Source organism: Metabacillus hrfriensis (genome assembly GCF_030127205.1).
GTDB classification, from domain to species: Bacteria; Bacillota; Bacilli; order Bacillales; family Bacillaceae; genus Bacillus_P; species Bacillus_P dongyingensis.
In genome coordinates this window covers 4,681,353-4,700,675 of sequence record NZ_CP126116.1, presented here as the reverse complement: position 1 = coordinate 4,700,675, position 19,323 = coordinate 4,681,353, and the positions used below count along the sequence as shown (strand labels likewise).

The following is a 19,323-nucleotide window of genomic DNA, read 5'->3' as shown; positions in this document are numbered from 1 at the left end:
CTTACAGAATACATAGAATAATTCTGCAAAAACTACAATTAAAGAGAATAGAAATTACGTCATTGCCATTTCACATAGCTAATTGGAGGAGTTTCTTTGAGTAAACTTATTATAGATCGTGTTAATGAAGCATATTATGGAGCTTTAGGAACAGATTTCAGCAAGAAAACAAGAGAGCGCATAAATTGGATTGTTACACATGTCTTAGGCAGCAAAGTGCTTGATATTGGTTGCTCACAGGGTATAAATGCCATACTATTAGGTCGGGAAGGCAAAAAAGTAGATGGAATCGATATCTCTCATGAGTCAGTAGAATATGCAAAAACAGAGCTTGGTAAAGAACATCCGTCAGTACAAGCCTCCGTTTCATTTAAAGTTTCTAACTTTATGACAGACCAAGATATAGACACTAATTACGATACAATTTTACTTACAGAAGTTCTAGAACATATCAGTGACCCAGATTCTTTTTTAAAGAAAACGGTGTCACATTTAAAGCCGGGCGGAAGATTAATCGTAACCGTTCCTTTTGGCATTAATGATTTTATAGATCATAAACGTACTTATTATTACTCATTATTAGCTGAACAATTAGGTGCTCATTTCAAAATTGAATCCTTTGAGTATTTGGGAAGGTGGACAGGTGTAATTTGCACAGCTGTTCAAGAAAATAATCAATCTTTTTATACAGCAGAAAACACGAAGCAATTAGAGCAGGGTTTTTATTGGCTGGAAAGAGATTATATGCAGCGCATCGGAACGCTTGCTGGTCAAGCTGCGAAAAATGAAAAAGAACTAAAAGAATTAGAAAAAGTGAAAAAATCATCTGAAAAAATAGAAGTGTTATACGAAGAGCTGAATAGGCAGATAGCTGAAAAGGATGAATACATCCGTCAGCTGCAAATTGAAACGGTCGAGGTGCTTAATCGTGAAGAAGAAGCATTGAGAGCTGCACTGGCCTATTCAAACAAAATTGAAGATCTGAACAGAAAAGTAACGAATCTGGAGCATCGCTATAATGTTCTGAGAAAATCCCGATTTGGCAGAGTTCAATTAAAATATTGGGAATTAAAGAAAAAAATAGCCGGAAGAGGTAAGAAATAATGCTTAAAGTGGAAATACTCAAACGTTTAGAGAAAGTCCGACTAACACGAGCTATGAAAATGGGGTATGACATTGAAAAGGAACATGTCCGAAAAAATGACAAGCCTCTTTATGATAAAGGAATCAGCATTATTTTGCCTACCTACAAAGGTGAAAATGTCATTGTTAAATGCTTAAAATCCCTTGCTGATCAGACCCTTGATGCTGCATTATTTGAAGTCATTGTTGTTATCAACGGAGAAAAAGACCGCACGGAAGACCTGATCAATCAGCTGATTTCTGAAAGAAACCTGACAAACATCCGAGTCATTGCAATGGATGAAGCAGGAGCATCAATCGCAAGAAACAAAGGAATTTCACTTGCTTCACGTGAATACTGCACATTCCTTGATGACGACGATTATCTGTCAGAGAATTTTCTAGAAGAAATGTACAAGCAGGCAAAGCCGAATTCCGTGGTGATTTCTCAAATTTTTAACGTTGAGCCAGACGGGAATGTACAATCCTCCAATCCAATTAATCGCCAGATTTTAAAATCGGTTATCAGCAAGCAAAGTCCCTACATGAAGCTTCATACCGTCTTAACCATCAACGCATGTAAGCTGATTCCGACTTTATATGTACAAAAGTACAAGTTTGATGAAAGTCTGCAAAGCGGAGAAGACGTTGTATTCTTCTCGGAGCTTCTTATTAAAAATGACTTGGAATTTGTTGTAGCGCCAATAACCAAAAAGGCAGTTTATTACAGAACGCTTAGAGAAAACTCTATTTCCAGACAAGCTATGACGTTTGACTTTAATGTGAGACAGCGTGCCGCTTGTATTGCGAAACTGAATGAACTTCTGCAGATTCCTGATATTTCTCATGGAAAACGCGATTTTGTCGAGCGGAAAATAAACGCACAAAGTTCGTTCATTGTAAAATACTATGAACAGCATAAGGATGAATACGACCGGATTATTGAAGAAGTTTCATCCAAAAGACTAACTTACTTCCCGTACCATCTGCTTAACAAGGATAAGGTAGAACAATTGGTCGTTTCTTATTGCTTCCCGCCTTATAACGACACAGCCGGAAACGTTATGGCGAAACGTATGAGGGAAGCAGGCAAGGTATCTGATGTTATCTATAATACAATGGACAAAGTCCGCACAAGAAATACATCATTGAACCAAATGGTGGATGATTTAATTCATACTAGGCTTGCAATCAACTCACCTTCAAGCTTTTCTCACTGGGCCCATATAAAAACGTTTGTAGACATGGGCATGAAAGGCGCAGACGAATTGGTTGAGAAAAATGGTGTTCATAAGCAGGTGTTCAGCCGTGCAATGTGGGCTGCCTCCCACTTTTTAGCGTATGAATACAAAAAGAAATATCCGCAAACGAAGTGGATTGCTGAGTTTTCAGATCCTTTAATCTATGACATTGAAGCGAAGAAACGCCTTGTTGATATCACAGATCAGGGGTATCTAAAACAGCTGGAAGCAGGTGTGAAGAAAGCGGGATACCCTTCACCAAACGACAGCAGTTTGTTCGTATGGTGTGAATATCTTCCGTATATCTTTGCGGATGAATTAATTTTCACCAACAAAAATCAGTTCCAATATATGATGGACATGTTCCCGATTGAGGAAATCAAGTCAATCATTAAGCAAAAAGCTGTCATAGAGCCGCATCCGACACTGCCTGAACGTTATTATCATATGGAAGAGTTTAATTATCCTCTGCTTTCGGATGACCATGTAAATGTTGCCTATTTCGGTAATTTTTACAGCAAGAGAAACTTGAACGATCTGTTCTCAGGGTTAAAAGAAGCGAATGAGGATACACAGCGCAAAGTGCTTATCCATGTATTTACCGCTAAACCGACAGATCTCGAGGATCAGCTAAAAGATGATCCGCTTGAAGATTCCATTATTGTCAATGGCTTTGTCGACTTCTATACGTTCCTGAATCTGTGCACAAAATTTGACTGCTTAGTTGTTAATGACTCAACTACGAAAGACAATAAGCCTATAAATCCTTACCTGCCTTCAAAACTTAGTGATTATAAAGGCAGCGGCACTGATATTTGGGGTGTGTATGAAGAAGGAAGTATTTTAGGCCAAAGTGACGGCATTACCTACTTATCACCTCTTGACGATGCGAAAGCAGCTGCAGGCGTTTTTGAAAAAATGGTTTCAAAAAAATTTCCCAGGCGCAGCTGACAATGAAGTCAGCAATATAGTGCCTAAGACCGGGGTTGTTTTTGAAAGGAGCTGGATGAAAACGATGGAGACAGCGAATCATCAGATGACGGGCACAGATAAAGACGAATGTGAACGTTTGAGCCAATTAGCAGACCGTCTGATTCAAGATAAGAAGGAAATGGAAAAGGAATTCAAGGAAATTCTGGCAGCAATTGCCGATGACATTGAATCCCGCGAAAACCTGGGTCAGCTCATCAAAAAACAGGAAGCTGCAGGATTAAAGGCAGCTGGTCTATCCATTGAGTCGATTTCAGCAGGTCAGGAAGAGCAGAAAAAGCTTTTAGAAGAAAAAGACCGGACAATAAATGAGCTCAGAACGAAATTGACAAGACTGCAAAATTCCAAACTTGGAAAATTACAATTGAAATATTGGGAACTGAAACGCAGAAAATAGAGGTAAGTCTCAAATTTTTTATTTGAGGACGGGAGGGGACAGTCTTGATAACAAAAGAGCCGGTTAAAACGGATTCCTTTTTTGATAAATGGCCCAAAAAAACAACGTCAAGCTTTGATGTACAGATAGAGGGCAGTGACCGTCTGGATATTAAGATCACTCAGCTTAAGAAAGACGCCAATCCGATCATCCTTTACTACAATAAAAGTAATAAAGTTGACCGCAGCTTGAACGCTGAGTACACGTATATTGCTAAAATAGACGGAAAAACGTACAGCGGCGTGCAGGTTCAGCAGGTTATCGTCGGTTATGACAAAGATAACAATAAGGTGTATGTTCAGTACAATCCATTAGGCAGTGAAATGAACCTGAGCTTTCCGAAAAATGTAGCCAGCTATTCATTAGGGCTTAGGCTTTCAGGAACCGGAGAAGCGGTGATTACGGATTTTTCTGTTTCTGCCTACAATGTTCCGACTGAAGAAAGCCAGAAGGAATTGTTTTTGAGATATCCTGAGGCGGATTACCTGATTGTGACAAATGTTTATCCTGAAAAGAACACGTACTACCAAAATATGTTCGTGCATAAACGGGTGCTTGCGTATAAAGAGAACGGAATTAATGCAGCCATTTACCGGCTGAATACGTCACCTGCAAGCATTGCTCATTATGTATATGATGGTGTACCTGTCTTTATAGGCGGGGAAGATGCGCTTACGAACCTTTTAAATGCAAAGCCCTACAAGAAAGTATTATTTCACTTCATAAATGAAAGAATGTACAGAGCTGTCAGAAAGTCAAAAGCCCGTTATACTCCGAAACTTATCTGGGTTCACGGGTTCGAAACAACAAAATGGTACCGCCGCTGGTTTAATTTCTACCAAAGCACCAAAGAAATACGCAAAAGCCTTGAGTATGCGAAAAGGAACCAGGAGCAGCTTGACTTTATGGCGGATCTTTATACGGCAAAAGATGACGATATTAAATTCATCTTCGTCTCAAAATGGTACAAAGAAAATGTTGCTGAAAAAGATACAAATACGATCATTAAAAACTACAGCATCATCCACAATGCAATTGATGATGAATTGTTTAATTATGTAGAGAAACCAGAAGAGCAAAGAATGCGAATTTTAACCATCAGGCCGTTTGCTTCAAGGACGTATGCGAATGATTTGACCGTAAAAGCCATTCTTGAGTTAAAAGACAAGCCGTTTTTTAATGATCTTACCTTTGACATCTACGGTCAGGGACCGTTGTTTAATGAAGTGGTTGAGCCAATCAGAGACATTCCGAATGTTCATCTTCATAACTATTTCTTATCTCAGCAGGATATAGCTGAACAGCATAAGTCACATGGCATCTTTTTAAGCCCGTCGAGAATGGACTCTCAAGGTGTTTCCCTTGGAGAGGCGATGTCGAGCGGATTGGTGCCTGTAACATCCGGTGTATATGCCATTCCTGAATTCATAGATGATTCTTGCGGATTTTTAGCTGAAAGCGAGGACTATAAGGGTCTTGCCGAAGCCATTGAATACCTTTATTATCACCCGAAAGCCTTTTTGCAAAAATCCGAAGAAGCTGCACATATCGTCAGGTATCAATGCGGAAAAAACAAAATGATTCAGGCAGAACTTAAAGAAATAACAGAAACGAAAAATGAGAAAGTTCTCTTAGAGCAGCCGTAACTCAAATCATTGACATGCTGTTTTCAAAGCTGTACTGTTGTATGAGAGAAATTTTTTGAACAATCAACTGGAGGAGAATTCACATGAAGATCGCAACACTTGGTCTTGGTTATATTGGACTGCCAACTTCTATAATGTTTGCAAAGCATGGCGTAGACGTGCTTGGTGTAGATGTTCAGCAGCAAGTTGTTGATTCATTAAACCAGGGCAAAATTCATATCGAAGAGCCTGGTCTGCAGGATGCATTAGAAGAGGTTATGGCATCTGGCAAATTCAAGGCAGCAACGAAGCCTGAAAAAGCAGATGTATTCATTATTGCTGTTCCAACTCCAAATAAAGATGATCAATATAAATCTGTAGATTTAAAATATGTTTTAAGTGCTGTTGAAATGATGATTCCTTACTTGGAAAAAAACAACACGGTTATTGTTGAATCAACAATCGCTCCGCGTACAACGGACGATCATGTAAAGCCGCTGCTTGAAAAACATGGCTTTACGATCGGGGAAGATATCTTCTTAGTACATTGCCCAGAGCGCGTGCTTCCTGGACAAATTATGCACGAATTAATTCACAATAACCGCATCATCGGCGGTGTGACAGAAGCTTGTAAAAAAGCCGGAGCAAAAGTATACAGCACATTTGTTGAAGGCGAGCTTATTTTAACAGATGCTAAAACAGCGGAAATGTCCAAACTTATGGAAAATACATTCCGTGACGTAAACATTTCACTTGCAAATGAGCTTGTAAAAATCTGTACTGAGCTTGATATCAATGCACTTGATGTAATCGAAATGGCAAACAAGCATCCGCGTGTAAACCTTCATCACCCTGGACCGGGCGTTGGCGGACATTGCTTAGCTGTTGATCCGTATTTCATCGTTGCTGAAGCTCCTGAACAGGCGAAGCTTATCTATCAGGCACGTGATATCAACGTTTCTATGCCTTCATTTGTTGTAGAAAACGTATCTAAAATGCTTGGCGGCTTAGACGATAAAAAAATCACTGTATTCGGTCTGACATATAAAGGAAACGTAGACGACATCCGTGAAAGTCCGGCAATGGATATCTACCAGCAGTTAAAAATGGCTGGTGCAAACGAAGTGATCGCTTACGACCCGCATGTTCAAAAAGACTGGGTAGAAAAAGACCTTAAAGCAGCAGTTAACGATTCTGATCTTGTTTTAGTTCTGACAGATCACAACGAATTCAAATCAGTCGATGCTGCTGACTTTGCAGGCATGAAAACAAAGAGAATTTTTGACACGAAAAACATTGTAAAAGAGTGCCCGGAAGAGATCACTTATATCAACTTCGGAAACCTTTATAAATTTGTAAAGTAAGTCAAAATTGAATCTACAATGGACCATATTCGTTTATGGTCTTTTTTTATTCTGCCGTAAGGTTTTGGGATGCGAAATTTAGGGGTAATCTAGACAGATAATAGAGGGGAATTCTATTTTTGCTGGTTCTGGTCATGCGCTGGAAAAGGACACGTTTAGCATGTAAAGGAGCTTTCTGCGGCTGCCTGATTTTGCCGTTTGAGCAGTTGCGTGATTACCCTATTACAGAGTTTCAGCTGTTAAAAGGCATATACCCATTCCTGCGGTTACTCAATCTCAAGTTTTAACCTGCTGAGGGTTATTATTCAGAGCAATAGAGCAGCATCTGTCATACAATGGTTTCCGCAAAGTACAGCCGGTTTCTATTAGACGTTTTTAATTCGTGTCAATCCTTTTACAATTTGGAGTAAAACTTGAAAGGTGATTTAAGTAAGTATATTATTATTAAGGTGCAACATTTTGCTAGTTAGGAGAACATCTTATGCTATTAGATACAATAAAAACCATAAAAAACAATAAAGACTTAATATATCACTTGACTACTTCAGACTTTAAAGCAAATAACTCAAGGACATATTTTGGTTTTCTATGGTGGATTCTTGATCCGATTTTTTATATGGCAATTTTCTACTTATTAGTCGTTGTCATACTTGATAGAGGCACGCCAGATTATCCAGTCGTCATCTTTACTGGTTTAATTCCTCTGAAATTTTTTACTGCTGCTTTAGTAGATGGAACGAATTCCATCTCCTCCAAAGGGAATATTCTGCAGCAGGTGTATGTACCGAAAATTATTTTTATATTGGTCCGCTTGCTTGTTAACTGTATTAAATATTTGATAAGTGTAGTCGTTCTCTTTTTGTTTTTGGCTATTTACGGTATCGACTTTACTTGGAACGTGCTGTATTTCCCGCTCATCTTTGTCCTGAATGCATTTTGTTTGTTGGGGCTTATGATTTTCTTGGCACATCTTGGCGTCTTTATCCGCGATGTGAAAAACATGATGCAGTATATTACAAGGACTATGATGTATCTGTCCCCTGTATTGTTTGAATTGAAGACCGTTCCGGAAAAATTAATTCCGCTGCTTTATCTGAATCCTTTAACGACTTTTATAGAATCATATCGGGACATTCTGGTGTATGGAAAACCTCCAGAGTTCATGCCGCTGGCTATCTTAACCATTCTTTCAATGGCCGTTTTATATTTAGGCATCCGCTTGCTGAACAAAAATGAAAAAGAATATGCTAAGGTGATTTAATTGAGTGAAAATATAATTGAAGTAAAAGATCTTTGGGTTTCGTACCCGGAGCATACAGAAAAACCATTAAAAAAACTAATCAGTGTTCATAAAAAAGAGGACCGGTTCTGGGCGCTGAAGGGTCTGAACTTCGAAGTGAAAAAAGGCGAGGTTCTTGGCGTAATCGGCCGAAACGGTTCTGGTAAAAGTACGCTCTTAAAGCTGCTCAGCGGCCTGATTTCTCCCGATAAAGGCGAATTCAGCATCATGGACGAGGAGCATCCAGTTCTTCTTTCATTGGGAGCGGGATTTCAGCCTGAGCTGCCTGGGATTGAGAATATCTATCTGAATGGCCTCCTTTTAGGTCATAAAAAGAAAACGATTGATGAAAAAATCGATGACATTATAGAATTCTCCGAGCTTGGCGATTTTATCTATAAACCTGTCCGCACGTATTCTGCAGGAATGAAATCAAGACTCGCTTTTGCTACTGCTATTTCGCTAGATCCTGAGATTCTGCTCATCGATGAAGTTTTAGGAGTAGGCGACACGGCTTTTCAGATGAAATGCCGTGAAGCGATTATGGAGAAAATCAAACAAGAAAGAACGGTTATTCTTGTAACCCACTCATCGAACTTAGTAAGAGCGATCTGTGACCGTGTTGTCTGGATTCATCTTGGCGAGCAAAAGGCTGTTGGCGAAACAGGCCCGATCGTCAAGGAATATGATGAGTTTATGAAAAAGGCAAGATAATGAATATTCTCATGCTGCTGTATAAGGATATTCCTTATGATGCGAGAGTAAAAAGAGAGGCCTTGGCATTAGCTGATGCAGGACATGCCGTATACTTAGCCTGCGTCAGTGAATTCCAGGAGCCTGATCCTTTTTTACATAAAAACATTCACTTGATTCGGATTGGCATTTCAGTTAAAAGCCTGAAAGCTACTATGTCTAAAGGGAACGCCGGCGGCCAAACACGACAATCAGCAATAAAAAAGCTGATCGTCCGCACTGCCAGACTGCCGATTGTTAAAATACCTAAAGACTACCTTGCCTACTATGAGTTTTATAAAAAGGTCAAAGCGAATTTAAAAGATGTCTCGATTGATGCCGTTCATTGTCATGATTTAAATACGCTGTGGCAGGGGCACATGCTCTCAAATGATTTCTCTGCAAAACTAATCTATGATTCACATGAAATCTTCAACGAAATGGCCGGGCGTAACCAGCTTGACCGCATCGTAGGGTACAGCATGGAAAAACGGCTTTTTAAAAAGATAGATTATTTTATTACTGTGAATCCTTATCTGAGAGATTATCTGTTTGAAAAAAACGGTGAAAAACCATGTGTGCTCATTCAAAATATCCCTCTTTTTCACAAGGATATCCTGAATCAGGATAAGCAAATTGACTGGGATTATAGGTTTAAGGAAGAAGATACGATTCTGCTCTATCAAGGGGGATTCTCTCCGTACCGCGGACTCGAATTGATCATTGATGCGATGGCTAAGCTTCCTGAAACCTTTAAACTTGTGATGGTTGGTTCTGGTATTTTGAAAGAAGAACTTGTTAGCCGTACTCATTCCCTTGGACTGTCAGACCGGGTCTTTTTTCACGATCAGGTATCTTCTGAGGATTTAATTCATTATACAGCGAAGGCTGACATCGGCCTTGTGATGTATGAGAAGGTTTCTAAAAACAATTATTATTCAACACCTAATAAAATTTTTGAATACCTTCAGGCGGGCGTTCCTGCTGTTTCTTCCAATCATCCCGGCAAGTCTGTCATTATTGACGAGTACAATACCGGCGTGCTGGCAGAGGAAACTCCGGAAGGAATTGTAAATGGCATTATGGAGATTATGAATCAATATTCTTACTATCAGCAAAACTGCCTGCTTGCCAGAGAGGTTTTAACTTGGGATGCGGAAAGTAAAAAGCTGATACAGATGTATGACAATTTATCGTAATGGATGTGGGGTTATAGCACCACATCTTTTTTATAAATATTTAATTAAAATGAAATGAAATTCTAATAATAAAGAAAAATACTCTTTTTCAGGCACGTGATATAATGAGACTAGCTGCCTAAATTGGACTATAAAAGGAGTTTCGTATATATGGATCGCAAATTAAAAGTCATGACTATTTTCGGTACAAGACCTGAAGCCATTAAAATGGCACCGCTTGTGCTTGAACTTGAAAAGTATCCGGATGAAATTGATTCAATCGTTACTGTAACTGCCCAGCATCGTCAAATGCTTGATCAGGTATTGGAATTATTTGAAGTCACTCCAGATCATGATCTGAACATTATGAAGGACCGCCAGACGCTGACAGGTGTAACAACAAAGGCGCTCGAAGGCTTAGATGAAGTGATGAAGGAAGTTAAGCCTGATCTTGTACTGGTTCATGGCGATACAACGACAACGTTTGTTGCAAGCTTAGCTGCATTTTATAATCAAATTGCTGTCGGGCATGTAGAAGCAGGGCTCAGAACATGGAACAAATACTCTCCGTTCCCTGAAGAGGTTAATCGTCAAATTACAGGTGTGATTGCAGATCTTCATTTCGCTCCAACGGACAAAGCGGAAGCCAATCTGCTTCAGGAAAATAAAAAAGGCGAGACGATTTACATAACAGGCAACACCGCGATTGATGCTTTAAAAACAACTGTTAAGGATTCCTATACTCATGAGGTGCTTGAGAAGGTAGGATCTGACCGCATGATTCTATTAACCGCTCACCGCCGCGAGAACTTAGGCGAGCCAATGAGAAACATGTTCCGTGCGATTAAGCGCCTGATCACAGAGCATAATGATGTGCAGGTTGTTTATCCTGTCCATTTAAATCCGGCTGTTCGTGAAGTTGCGGATGAAATCCTGGGCAATGATCCTAGAATTCATTTGATCGAACCGCTTGGCGTTTATGATTTCCATAACTTTGCTTCTAAAGCTCATATTATCCTGACAGATTCAGGCGGCGTACAGGAAGAAGCGCCATCTCTCGGAGTGCCTGTCCTTGTCTTGCGGGACACAACAGAGCGCCCTGAAGGAATTGAAGCAGGAACATTGAAGCTAGCGGGTACAGATGAGGAAACGATCTATAAGCTTGCATACGAGCTGCTTAACAATAAAGAACGCTATGAAGAGATGTCGAAAGCCTCTAATCCATATGGAGACGGAGAAGCTTCCAGACGTATCGTGGAAGCTATCCTGCACTATTTCAAAAAGCGTGATGAAAAGCCTGTGCCGTTCCAAGTATAATAAGAAAAGCGGAACCGCCCGTTCTGGCCGAGGAGTTGGGCGGTGGAGCCGGACAAGTAAAGCGCGAAGCTTTATATTTCTTTTAAATCAAAAAAACGACCTGATCCAAAAATTAGGTCGTCTTTTTTATGCGGTTGATGCTTTGAGATTCATTGCAGCAGTGCAGGGCTTGAGAAAGCTCTGCTGCCTGTGTTTCTCTATTAAAGGATTGAAGAAGATGGTGACGCAGGTTTTTCTTCATTTCTTTAAGTGTCTCTGGCTGACTTTGAGCGATCTTGAGTGCACGGATAAAGTCTTCCGGATTCTCTGGTTCAAATGTGAAGCCGGCATGATTTTTCTCTACGATCTCTCTGGCTTCACCCTCAACACCGATCAGTACCGGCAGTGAAACCGCCATATAATCGAACACCTTGGATGGAATGGTGATTTCGAATAATGGGTGCTTTTTTAAACTGACAATGCCAAGATCAGCGCTGTCGTAGAAGGAAGCCAATTCTTCTTTTCTTTTGCTGTCCAGAAAGAGCACGTTGGTTAACCCATTTGCTTTCACTTGTTCCATTAAAGCTTCTTTTTCAACACCTTCACCTATGAACATAAAGCAGACAGAAGGGTCATCCTTCAGCTTTACTGCAGCTGTTATGATGGTCTTAAGACCTTGCGCTGCCCCAATATTGCCTGTATAAAGTACGAGGAATTTATCTTCGATCCCGTATTCCTTTTTCACATCGTTCCTTTTTATAACAGGTTTTAAGGTATTTGGATTCACTCCGTTTGGAATGACGATGATCTTGTCTGCTGAAATACCCAGGTCTATCAGACGATCTTTGTAGCCGTGAGTGACGACAACAATCAGATCCGCTTTTTTATAAATGAAATTCTCAAGCTTTCTGGCGAGATTCAGTAATTTTTTGTTTTTAAATTGACCTAAAATTTCAGCGAAGTCTACCCATAAATCACGGACTTCAAAAACGAACTTTGTTCTGTGGATGCGGCTCAGCACATACCCGGTTACTCCTTGAAAGAGCTGTGGGGAGGTTGCATAAACGATATCCGGTTTTTTTACGAACAAGCCGCTGAAGATGCTTGAGCACATGAACGACAAGTAGTTGGCTAACCGCCGGATTGAACTTTTTTTAGTATCACGTATGCGAAAAGAGCGATAAACGGATAGCTTGTTCACCTTCTCTTTGCTGTACAATTTAGAAGTTGACTCATGATTTGGAAAGGCCGTAAGCACATGCAGATCATGCCCCAAGTTTGAAAGATTCGTACTCATATCAAAGGCACGGCCTTGTGCTGCACCAATTTCAGGCGGAAAGTGCTGTGTTATATAAACGATTTTCATAGTAATCCCTTTCCATTAAAAATTAGGATATGTCAATATAATAGTGTAAAGTATAAATTGAAAAGTTACAACTTAGAGATGAGAAAAGCAGAAGTGCTTTGTTCAGCTCTGAAAGGCAGATTAGGCTCTGGCTGAAAAGTCCGGGAGCCGAGGAGCTGGGCACTGGAGAGAACATCAATGCGCTGAATGTTATACTCTGCTATAACTTTAAAAAGGAATGGATATCTATGAAGAAAATCTGTGTAATCACGTCTGTTCATAACGCATATGACGGCCGTATTTATCATAAGCAATGCAAATCTCTTGTTAAGGCGGGGTATGATGTCTCGCTTGTTGCACCAAAACCTGAGAAGATGCTGGAAGATTCAATAAGGCTTATTCCAATCGAAAAGCCAAAGCAGGAATTCAAGCGTTTTTTACATACGTTTACCGTTTTCAAAGCAGCCAGAAAAACAAATGCAGACCTTTATCATTTTCATGATCCGGAGCTTATTCCAGTCGGCGTTCTGCTCCGTATTTTTACCGGAAAGCCTGTAATCTTTGATGCCCATGAGCATTACCCTAATGCGATTATGAGTAAAAAATACTTGAAAAGATGGATGAAAAAACCTGTCCGTTTTATTTACGGGACCATTGAGAGAATTTCCCTGCCTATTTTGTCAGGCGTTATTTATACGACGGACGAAGTAGGGGAGAGGTATCAGAGATATAACTCCTGCAAGATTGAAAACTACCCTTTGACTGAAATGTTCACGCTCAATCACTCTGCGCTGAAAGATCCTGACATGATTCTTTATCTTGGCGGTATAACTCCCATCAGAGGGATTGAACAGTTAACAGAGGCCTTTTCATCAGCAGCGGACGAGCATTCGGATGCAAGGTTTGTTTTTGTTGGAAGATTTGAGTCTGACGCATTCGAACGGAAAATCAAACAGAAGGTAAAAGCTTATGGATTGGCAGACCGCGTGGAGTTTATGGGAAGTGTGCCTTATTCAGAAATCGAAACCTACCTATCAAAGGCATCAATAGGCATTATTCCTTACTTGCCTGAGCCCAATCATTTGGTCTGTCTGCCCAATAAACTATTTGAATATATGGCAGCAGGTGTTGCGATTTTGGCTTCTGATTTCCCTCATTACCGGAAAGTGGTGGAAAATTCACGCAGCGGACTTTTGATTGATCCTGAGAAGCCTGAATCCATTGCAGATGCACTAAATGTGCTGCTGGATAACCCGGAAAAGACAAAAGACTTTGGTGTAAATGGAAGAATGAGTTTCGAAACAACCTATAATTGGGAAACAGAAGAAAAGAAGTTAGTGTCATTTTATAAAAAATTGCTGAAACAGCAATAGCGATTATTATTTTTGTTCAAAAAGAGTTCATACTTAGAATAAAGCGTAGACAATCTTAACAAAATAATAATTGCAAGTTTATATATTTTTGCTATGATGGAGGAAGTGAAAATATCTCACACAAGTTGGTGTAAGCATGTTAGATTATTCTAATTATATTATAGCTTTTATAGTATCGTTTATAGTGGCTGTATCTATTACACCACTTATAAAAAAACTTGCGATAAAAATCGGGGCGGTTGATAAGCCCAACAGCAGAAAAATCCATCAGGGCCTCATGCCAAGGCTTGGCGGTCTTGCCATCTTTATCGGTGTTGTGGCAGGCTACCTCTACTTGCGTCCTGAATCAATGTATATGAAAGAGATTATAATCGGTGCTTTCATCATTATCATTATTGGTATTCTTGATGATCGCTTTACTCTTTCAGCAAAGTATAAGCTTGCAGGGCAGTTAGCTGCAGCTGCAGTCGTTGTCTCATCCGGATTGCTTATTAACAAGATTACCCTTCCGTTTTTCGGACTGATCTATCTTGATTACTGGAGCTATCCTGTAACCATTCTCTGGATCGTCGGCGTCACAAACGCCATCAATCTGATCGATGGATTAGACGGGCTTGCAGCGGGCGTTTCATCTATAGCGATGACCAGTATCCTGATCATGGCGTTTACTAATTTTCAATTTGCAGTTGTATCCCTGTGTGTGATTCTGATCGGAAGCACGCTCGGATTCCTGATTCACAATTTCTACCCGGCGAAAATTTTTATGGGAGATACCGGAGCACTGTTCCTCGGTTATTCCATTTCTATTCTGTCGACTATGGGATTATTTAAAAACATCACGTTATTCGGTTTTATTATTCCGATCATTGTTTTGGCTATACCTATTTTTGACACACTCTTTGCGATTGTGCGAAGACTGGTGAACAGACAGAATATCGCTGCACCCGATAAGCTTCATTTGCACTATTGTTTAGTGGACATGGGATTCAGCCACAGAAAGTCTGTGCTGCTTATTTACTTCTTCAGTGCATGCTTTGGACTGTCAGCTATTGTTTTCTCAAATGCAACGATGTGGATGGCTCTGCTTATCATGATGATTCTGCTGTTCTTTATCCAGATTACAGCTGAGCTCATCGGATTAATCGGGGAAGGCCATAAACCGCTTATAAATGCATTCAGAAAGCTTATGGCTAAGCCAAAGCCTCAAAAAGATAATTAATTCCGCACAGCTGCTGCTGTGCGGTTTTTTTTGTTTTCTTCATTGGAAATGGAGCTTTGCGAGTTGGAAGCCCGTTTCTGCGAGTTGAACAGGAATTCTTGCGAATGGGATAAGGTTTTTTGCTGAATGAATGTCGTTTTTTGCGAGTTGAGTACCCTGGATGGAATAATGCTAAATTTTCATTAGAGCGTGAAAGTCAGTGACCGTCCTCTATAACCGGTTTGCAGATCCGCTGAAGCTTTATTTTAGAATAAAGAAAACTCCAGCCAAGTTAGGCTGGAGCTTTTTCGGTATTAATTGCTGTCTAAGTTATCGTCTTCTGCTGATTTAAGCTCTAAATGCTCTTTTAATTCATCTTTTACTTCTTCAAGGCTTGTATCATCCGGAATCCAGTAAGCGGCGTTGCCGATGTATTCCCCTACACCTTCAAGCTTTACAGTTTCAATCTTATTAGTGTTAAAGTTGTTGTATTTTTTATAAAATCCTAATAGCTCTGACATTCTCATGTTGGTTTCAACGTTCTTTCCAACTTCATTTGTCAGCTTGTCAACCTTCAGGAGAGTGCCTGCTGATACAATCTCATTGATGACCTCTTTTACAACCTGCTGCTGTCTTTCATTTCTGCCAATGTCATTGTTAGGATCCTGCAGCCTCATTCTTGCATAAGCCAAAGCGTATCTTCCATCCATTTTCATTGGTCCTTCAGTAAACTCAAGTTTTTCGGCTTTTGGATCATCACTGTTTTGAGTGAAATCAAAAGGTACGTCCACTGTTATGCCGCCTACAATATCGATTATGTTTTTAAAGCCTTCGAAGTTAACTGTTGCATAATAATCAATCGGAATATCCAAGAAACCTTCGACCGTTTCAATTGTCAGTTCTTTCCCGCCAGTTGAATAGGCAGAGTTGATTTTGCGCTTTGTTTCTTTTCCTGGTATTTCTACGCGTGTATCACGCGGAAGACTTAACAGTTTCATCGTCTGATCCTTTGGATTAAAGGTAGCCACCATGAGTGTATCTGCCCGTCCGCCGGATCCGCCGCTTGAGTAGTTTTCTACGCCCATTAACAGAATGGAAACGGGATCGTTTGAGATGCTCACGGCCTCATCGCGCAACTTGGATTTATCTCTTCCTAAATCGTCATATGAATTGTTAGCGGCCTGATAGGTTTGATAAAAGACATAGCCTGCATATCCGCCAACTAAAAGAAATAGTATGAAGAACAAAAATAAAATTCGTCTAAAAACGCTTTTTTTCTTCTTTTTCTTTATTTTCTTAACTTCCTGCCTATTCATAAGTTACTCCTCTGTACGTTTAAATTTTTGGCTGTTCTAAATAGATTTGAGTACCTTCGCTGATTTCACCCTGGCCATTTGTCAGCTCTGTCATCCATTCTATGAATTGATCCTTCTGGCCTTCTTCGACAAACGTCTCAACCTCCACGTTATCAAGGTAATGAATTTCTTTAAGCTGATAATGTGAATTTCTGAGTTCATTTTCCACTTTCCCAAGCCATGTATAATCAATCTTAGTATGCATCACACGTGTTAACTTACGCTCGACAATGCCGATTGCGTTCAGTGCTTCAGAGGTTGAGCTGCCATATGCGCGGATCAGTCCGCCTGCGCCGAGCTTTATGCCTCCGAAATAACGGGTAACAACGGCAACTGTATCTTTTAATTGTCTCTTTTTAAGCACTTCAAGGATAGGCACGCCGGCGGTTCCGCTTGGTTCCCCGTCGTCATTTGCTTTTTGAATCAGATCATGTTCGCCGATTAAATAGGCTGAGCAGTTATGTGTCGCATCCCAATGCTTCTTTTTTATCTGCTGAATGAAGGCCTGCGCCTCTTCTTCGGTTGCTGCGCGGTTTATATAACAAATAAAACGTGATTTCTGTATGGATATTTCATGCTCTCCGTATCCTTTTACGGTATAATAGTGTGAAAGCATGCTTGTACACCTCCTTGCAAGCTTATAGAAGGCAAATGGAATTATAAATGCACATTCTTATATTATAAAGCGACAAAATTTTCACTTCAATCATTATATTGTGTAATATTGTGTGAAGTTTATTTTAACCCATTAGTGGAGGAGATATAGTGGACTCCAAGAAGCTTGACTGCAAAGTGCTTGATCAAATTCTGGATAAGATGGTATCGACGGTAGACGGCAGCAAAGGCGAAATTTTTAAGATCGGCGAGCAGTCCCGTCAGCAATACGAAGAGCTTGTAGAAGAATTAAAACAAATTAAGATACAGGTTAATGATGTGATTGAACAGGGAGACAAGCTTGAGGTTCACGCCAGGTTTGCCAGAAAGCGTCTGTCTGAGGTGAGCAAGCACTTTAAGCAATTCAGCGAGGAAGAAATAAGGGAAGCTTATGAGAAGGCCCACAAGCTTCAGGTGGAGCTCACCATGCTTCAGCAAAAAGAGAAGCAGCTCAGAGATCGGCGGGATGATTTAGAGAGAAGGCTGCTTGGGCTTCAGGAAACGATTGAGCGGGCAGAGGTGCTTGTGAGCCAAATAACGGTTGTCCTGAATTATCTGCATCAGGATCTTCGTCAGGTCGGCATGCTGATTGAGGATGCACATCAGAAGCAAGATTTCGGTCTAAGAATCATTGAAGCTCAGGAAGAGGAACGCAAACGCGTTTCAAGGGAAATTCACGACGGACCTGCTCAGATGCTTGCGAACGTGATGATGCGTTCAGAGCTGATTGAACGGATTTTCAGAGAGCGGGGGTCTGATGAAGGCTTTAAAGAAATCCGCAGCCTTCGCCAAAATGTCCGCAATGCCCTGTATGAGGTTCGGAGGATTATCTATGATTTAAGGCCAATGGCACTGGACGACCTTGGACTCATTCCCACCCTCAGAAAGTACCTTTATACAATCGAAGAGTATAACGGGAAAACCCGTATCTTATTTTCAAGCCTCGGCGATTTTGAAGAAAACAGGCTTCCGCCCCGTTTTGAAGTAGCGTTGTTCAGGCTGGCTCAGGAAGCAGTCACGAATGCTTTAAAGCACGCTGAAGCCCGTGAGATTCAGGTTAAAGTTGAGGTGAATCAGAATAATATTATTCTGATGATCAAAGATAACGGCAAAGGCTTCGATACGAGAGAAATGAAGCAAAATCAGAAGAAATCATTCGGTCTCCTTGGGATGAGAGAGCGTGTAGAGCTTTTAAACGGCCGAATCACAATTGATTCTAAAATAGGTCTTGGGACATTCATTATGATACAGGTGCCTCTCAATGTCTGAAAAAATAGACCAAAGGCATATTGACGGCATCACCGTATAATAGACTAGAATAAAAAATGGGAGGCGTATGCATGAAGACTAGAATTGCGATTATCGATGATCACCAATTATTCCGAGAAGGCGTTAAAAGAATCTTGGATTTCGAACCAAGCTTTGAAGTTGTATCAGAAGGCGATGATGGCGAAGATGCATTAGTCATCGTTGAAGACAGCAAGCCTGATGTTGTCATCATGGACATCAACATGCCAAAAGTAAACGGCGTGGAAGCTACAAAACAGCTGGTGGAAGCAAATCCGGAAACAAAAGTAATCATCCTGTCGATTCACGACGATGAAAACTATGTAACTCACGCTTTGAAAACAGGCGCGCGCGGCTATTTGTTAAAAGAAATGGATGCAGACACACTGATCGAAGCTGTAAAAGTCGTTTCTGATGGCGGGTCTTACTTGCATCCTAAAGTAACACATAACCTTGTGAATGAATTCAGACGTCTTGCTACAAGCGGATCAGGCGGAGGAACAACAACCATCACGACTGAAATCAGACGTCCATTACATATTTTAACTCGCCGTGAATGTGAAGTGCTGCAAATGCTTGCGGACGGAAAAAGCAACCGCGGCATCGGCGAAGCCCTTTTCATCAGTGAAAAAACAGTTAAGAATCACGTAAGCAACATTCTTCAAAAAATGAACGTAAATGACCGTACTCAAGCAGTAGTCGTTGCAATCAAAAACGGCTGGGTGGAAGTGCGATAAAACCTGCTTCGGCAGGTTTTTTCTTTTACACGGAGCTTTTTAAAAATTGCATATCTATATCTCGCAAATCCCTGTTATAGTAGATAGCAGGGATTTTTATTTAGAAATAAG

16 protein-coding genes are annotated in these 19,323 nt (G+C 40.5%); 13 read left to right on the top strand and 3 right to left on the bottom strand.

Features of this window, described 5'->3' with window-relative positions; all coding sequences use genetic code 11:
* Positions 1 to 96: 96 nt before the first annotated feature.
* From QLQ22_RS23325 to wecB, 9 genes are all read left to right on the top strand, one after another.
* A complete protein-coding gene (locus QLQ22_RS23325; RefSeq protein WP_223438480.1) occupies positions 97 to 1,104 on the top strand; it encodes a methyltransferase domain-containing protein in 1,008 nt (335 codons plus the stop codon).
* Complete coding sequence (locus QLQ22_RS23320; protein WP_284015662.1) at positions 1,104 to 3,314, top strand: glycosyltransferase family 2 protein; 2,211 nt, start codon at positions 1,104 to 1,106, stop codon at positions 3,312 to 3,314. Before QLQ22_RS23325 ends, QLQ22_RS23320 begins: the two co-directional genes overlap by 1 nt.
* Positions 3,274 to 3,750 (top strand): hypothetical protein, encoded by a 477-nt coding sequence (locus QLQ22_RS23315; RefSeq protein ID WP_223438476.1) that lies wholly within the window; start codon positions 3,274 to 3,276, stop codon positions 3,748 to 3,750. The genes QLQ22_RS23320 and QLQ22_RS23315 overlap by 41 nt, the downstream gene beginning before the upstream one ends.
* A 44-nt stretch (positions 3,751 to 3,794) precedes the next feature.
* On the top strand, positions 3,795 to 5,435 hold the full coding sequence (locus QLQ22_RS23310; protein WP_223438474.1) for a glycosyltransferase family 4 protein: 1,641 nt from the start codon (positions 3,795 to 3,797) through the stop codon (positions 5,433 to 5,435).
* Between the two features lie 83 nt (positions 5,436 to 5,518).
* A complete protein-coding gene (locus tag QLQ22_RS23305) occupies positions 5,519 to 6,778 on the top strand; it encodes a nucleotide sugar dehydrogenase (RefSeq protein ID WP_223438472.1) in 1,260 nt (419 codons plus the stop codon).
* Positions 6,779 to 7,259: 481 nt separating this feature from the next.
* Positions 7,260 to 8,039: an ABC transporter permease gene (locus QLQ22_RS23300; RefSeq protein WP_223438466.1), complete on the top strand. Its 780-nt coding sequence runs from the start codon at positions 7,260 to 7,262 to the stop codon at positions 8,037 to 8,039.
* Positions 8,040 to 8,771, top strand: coding sequence for an ABC transporter ATP-binding protein (locus tag QLQ22_RS23295; protein WP_223438464.1), 732 nt, complete (start codon positions 8,040 to 8,042; stop codon positions 8,769 to 8,771).
* Positions 8,771 to 9,988: a glycosyltransferase gene (locus tag QLQ22_RS23290; RefSeq protein ID WP_252207583.1), complete on the top strand. Its 1,218-nt coding sequence runs from the start codon at positions 8,771 to 8,773 to the stop codon at positions 9,986 to 9,988. Before QLQ22_RS23295 ends, QLQ22_RS23290 begins: the two co-directional genes overlap by 1 nt.
* Positions 9,989 to 10,138: 150 nt before the next feature.
* Entirely contained in the window at positions 10,139 to 11,284 is a 1,146-nt protein-coding gene (wecB, locus tag QLQ22_RS23285) for a non-hydrolyzing UDP-N-acetylglucosamine 2-epimerase (protein ID WP_223438460.1), read from the top strand.
* A 112-nt stretch (positions 11,285 to 11,396) separates the two neighbouring features.
* Here wecB and QLQ22_RS23280 read toward each other — a convergent pair whose 3' ends face one another.
* The gene (locus tag QLQ22_RS23280; RefSeq protein ID WP_284015661.1) at positions 11,397 to 12,629 is read right to left on the bottom strand and encodes a glycosyltransferase family 4 protein; all 1,233 of its coding nucleotides are present in this window, start codon (positions 12,627 to 12,629) and stop codon (positions 11,397 to 11,399) included.
* 227 nt (positions 12,630 to 12,856) lie between these two features.
* Between QLQ22_RS23280 and QLQ22_RS23275 the strand changes: the two genes are divergently transcribed.
* Together QLQ22_RS23275 and QLQ22_RS23270 are read left to right on the top strand one after the other, a co-directional pair.
* Positions 12,857 to 13,981, top strand: a complete 1,125-nt coding sequence (locus tag QLQ22_RS23275) for a glycosyltransferase family 4 protein (RefSeq protein ID WP_284015660.1) — start codon at positions 12,857 to 12,859, stop codon at positions 13,979 to 13,981.
* 136 nt (positions 13,982 to 14,117) lie between these two features.
* Positions 14,118 to 15,200 carry a glycosyltransferase family 4 protein gene (locus QLQ22_RS23270; protein ID WP_284015659.1) on the top strand — a complete coding sequence of 361 codons (1,083 nt, stop codon included), beginning with the start codon at positions 14,118 to 14,120 and terminating at the stop codon, positions 15,198 to 15,200.
* A 293-nt stretch (positions 15,201 to 15,493) separates the two neighbouring features.
* Here the strand turns inward: QLQ22_RS23270 and QLQ22_RS23265 are convergent, their stop codons facing one another.
* Together QLQ22_RS23265 and QLQ22_RS23260 are read right to left on the bottom strand one after the other, a co-directional pair.
* Positions 15,494 to 16,495, bottom strand: coding sequence for an LCP family protein (locus QLQ22_RS23265; protein ID WP_223438456.1), 1,002 nt, complete (start codon positions 16,493 to 16,495; stop codon positions 15,494 to 15,496).
* A 19-nt stretch (positions 16,496 to 16,514) separates the two neighbouring features.
* Positions 16,515 to 17,150: a YigZ family protein gene (locus QLQ22_RS23260; protein ID WP_223438455.1), complete on the bottom strand. Its 636-nt coding sequence runs from the start codon at positions 17,148 to 17,150 to the stop codon at positions 16,515 to 16,517.
* 149 nt (positions 17,151 to 17,299) lie between these two features.
* Between QLQ22_RS23260 and degS the strand changes: the two genes are divergently transcribed.
* Together degS and degU are read left to right on the top strand one after the other, a co-directional pair.
* Positions 17,300 to 18,457, top strand: a complete 1,158-nt coding sequence (gene degS, locus QLQ22_RS23255) for a two-component sensor histidine kinase DegS (RefSeq protein WP_223438454.1) — start codon at positions 17,300 to 17,302, stop codon at positions 18,455 to 18,457.
* A gap of 71 nt (positions 18,458 to 18,528) precedes the next feature.
* Entirely contained in the window at positions 18,529 to 19,212 is a 684-nt protein-coding gene (gene degU / locus QLQ22_RS23250; RefSeq protein ID WP_223438451.1) for a two-component system response regulator DegU, read from the top strand.
* The last annotated feature ends 111 nt before the right edge of the window (positions 19,213 to 19,323 follow it).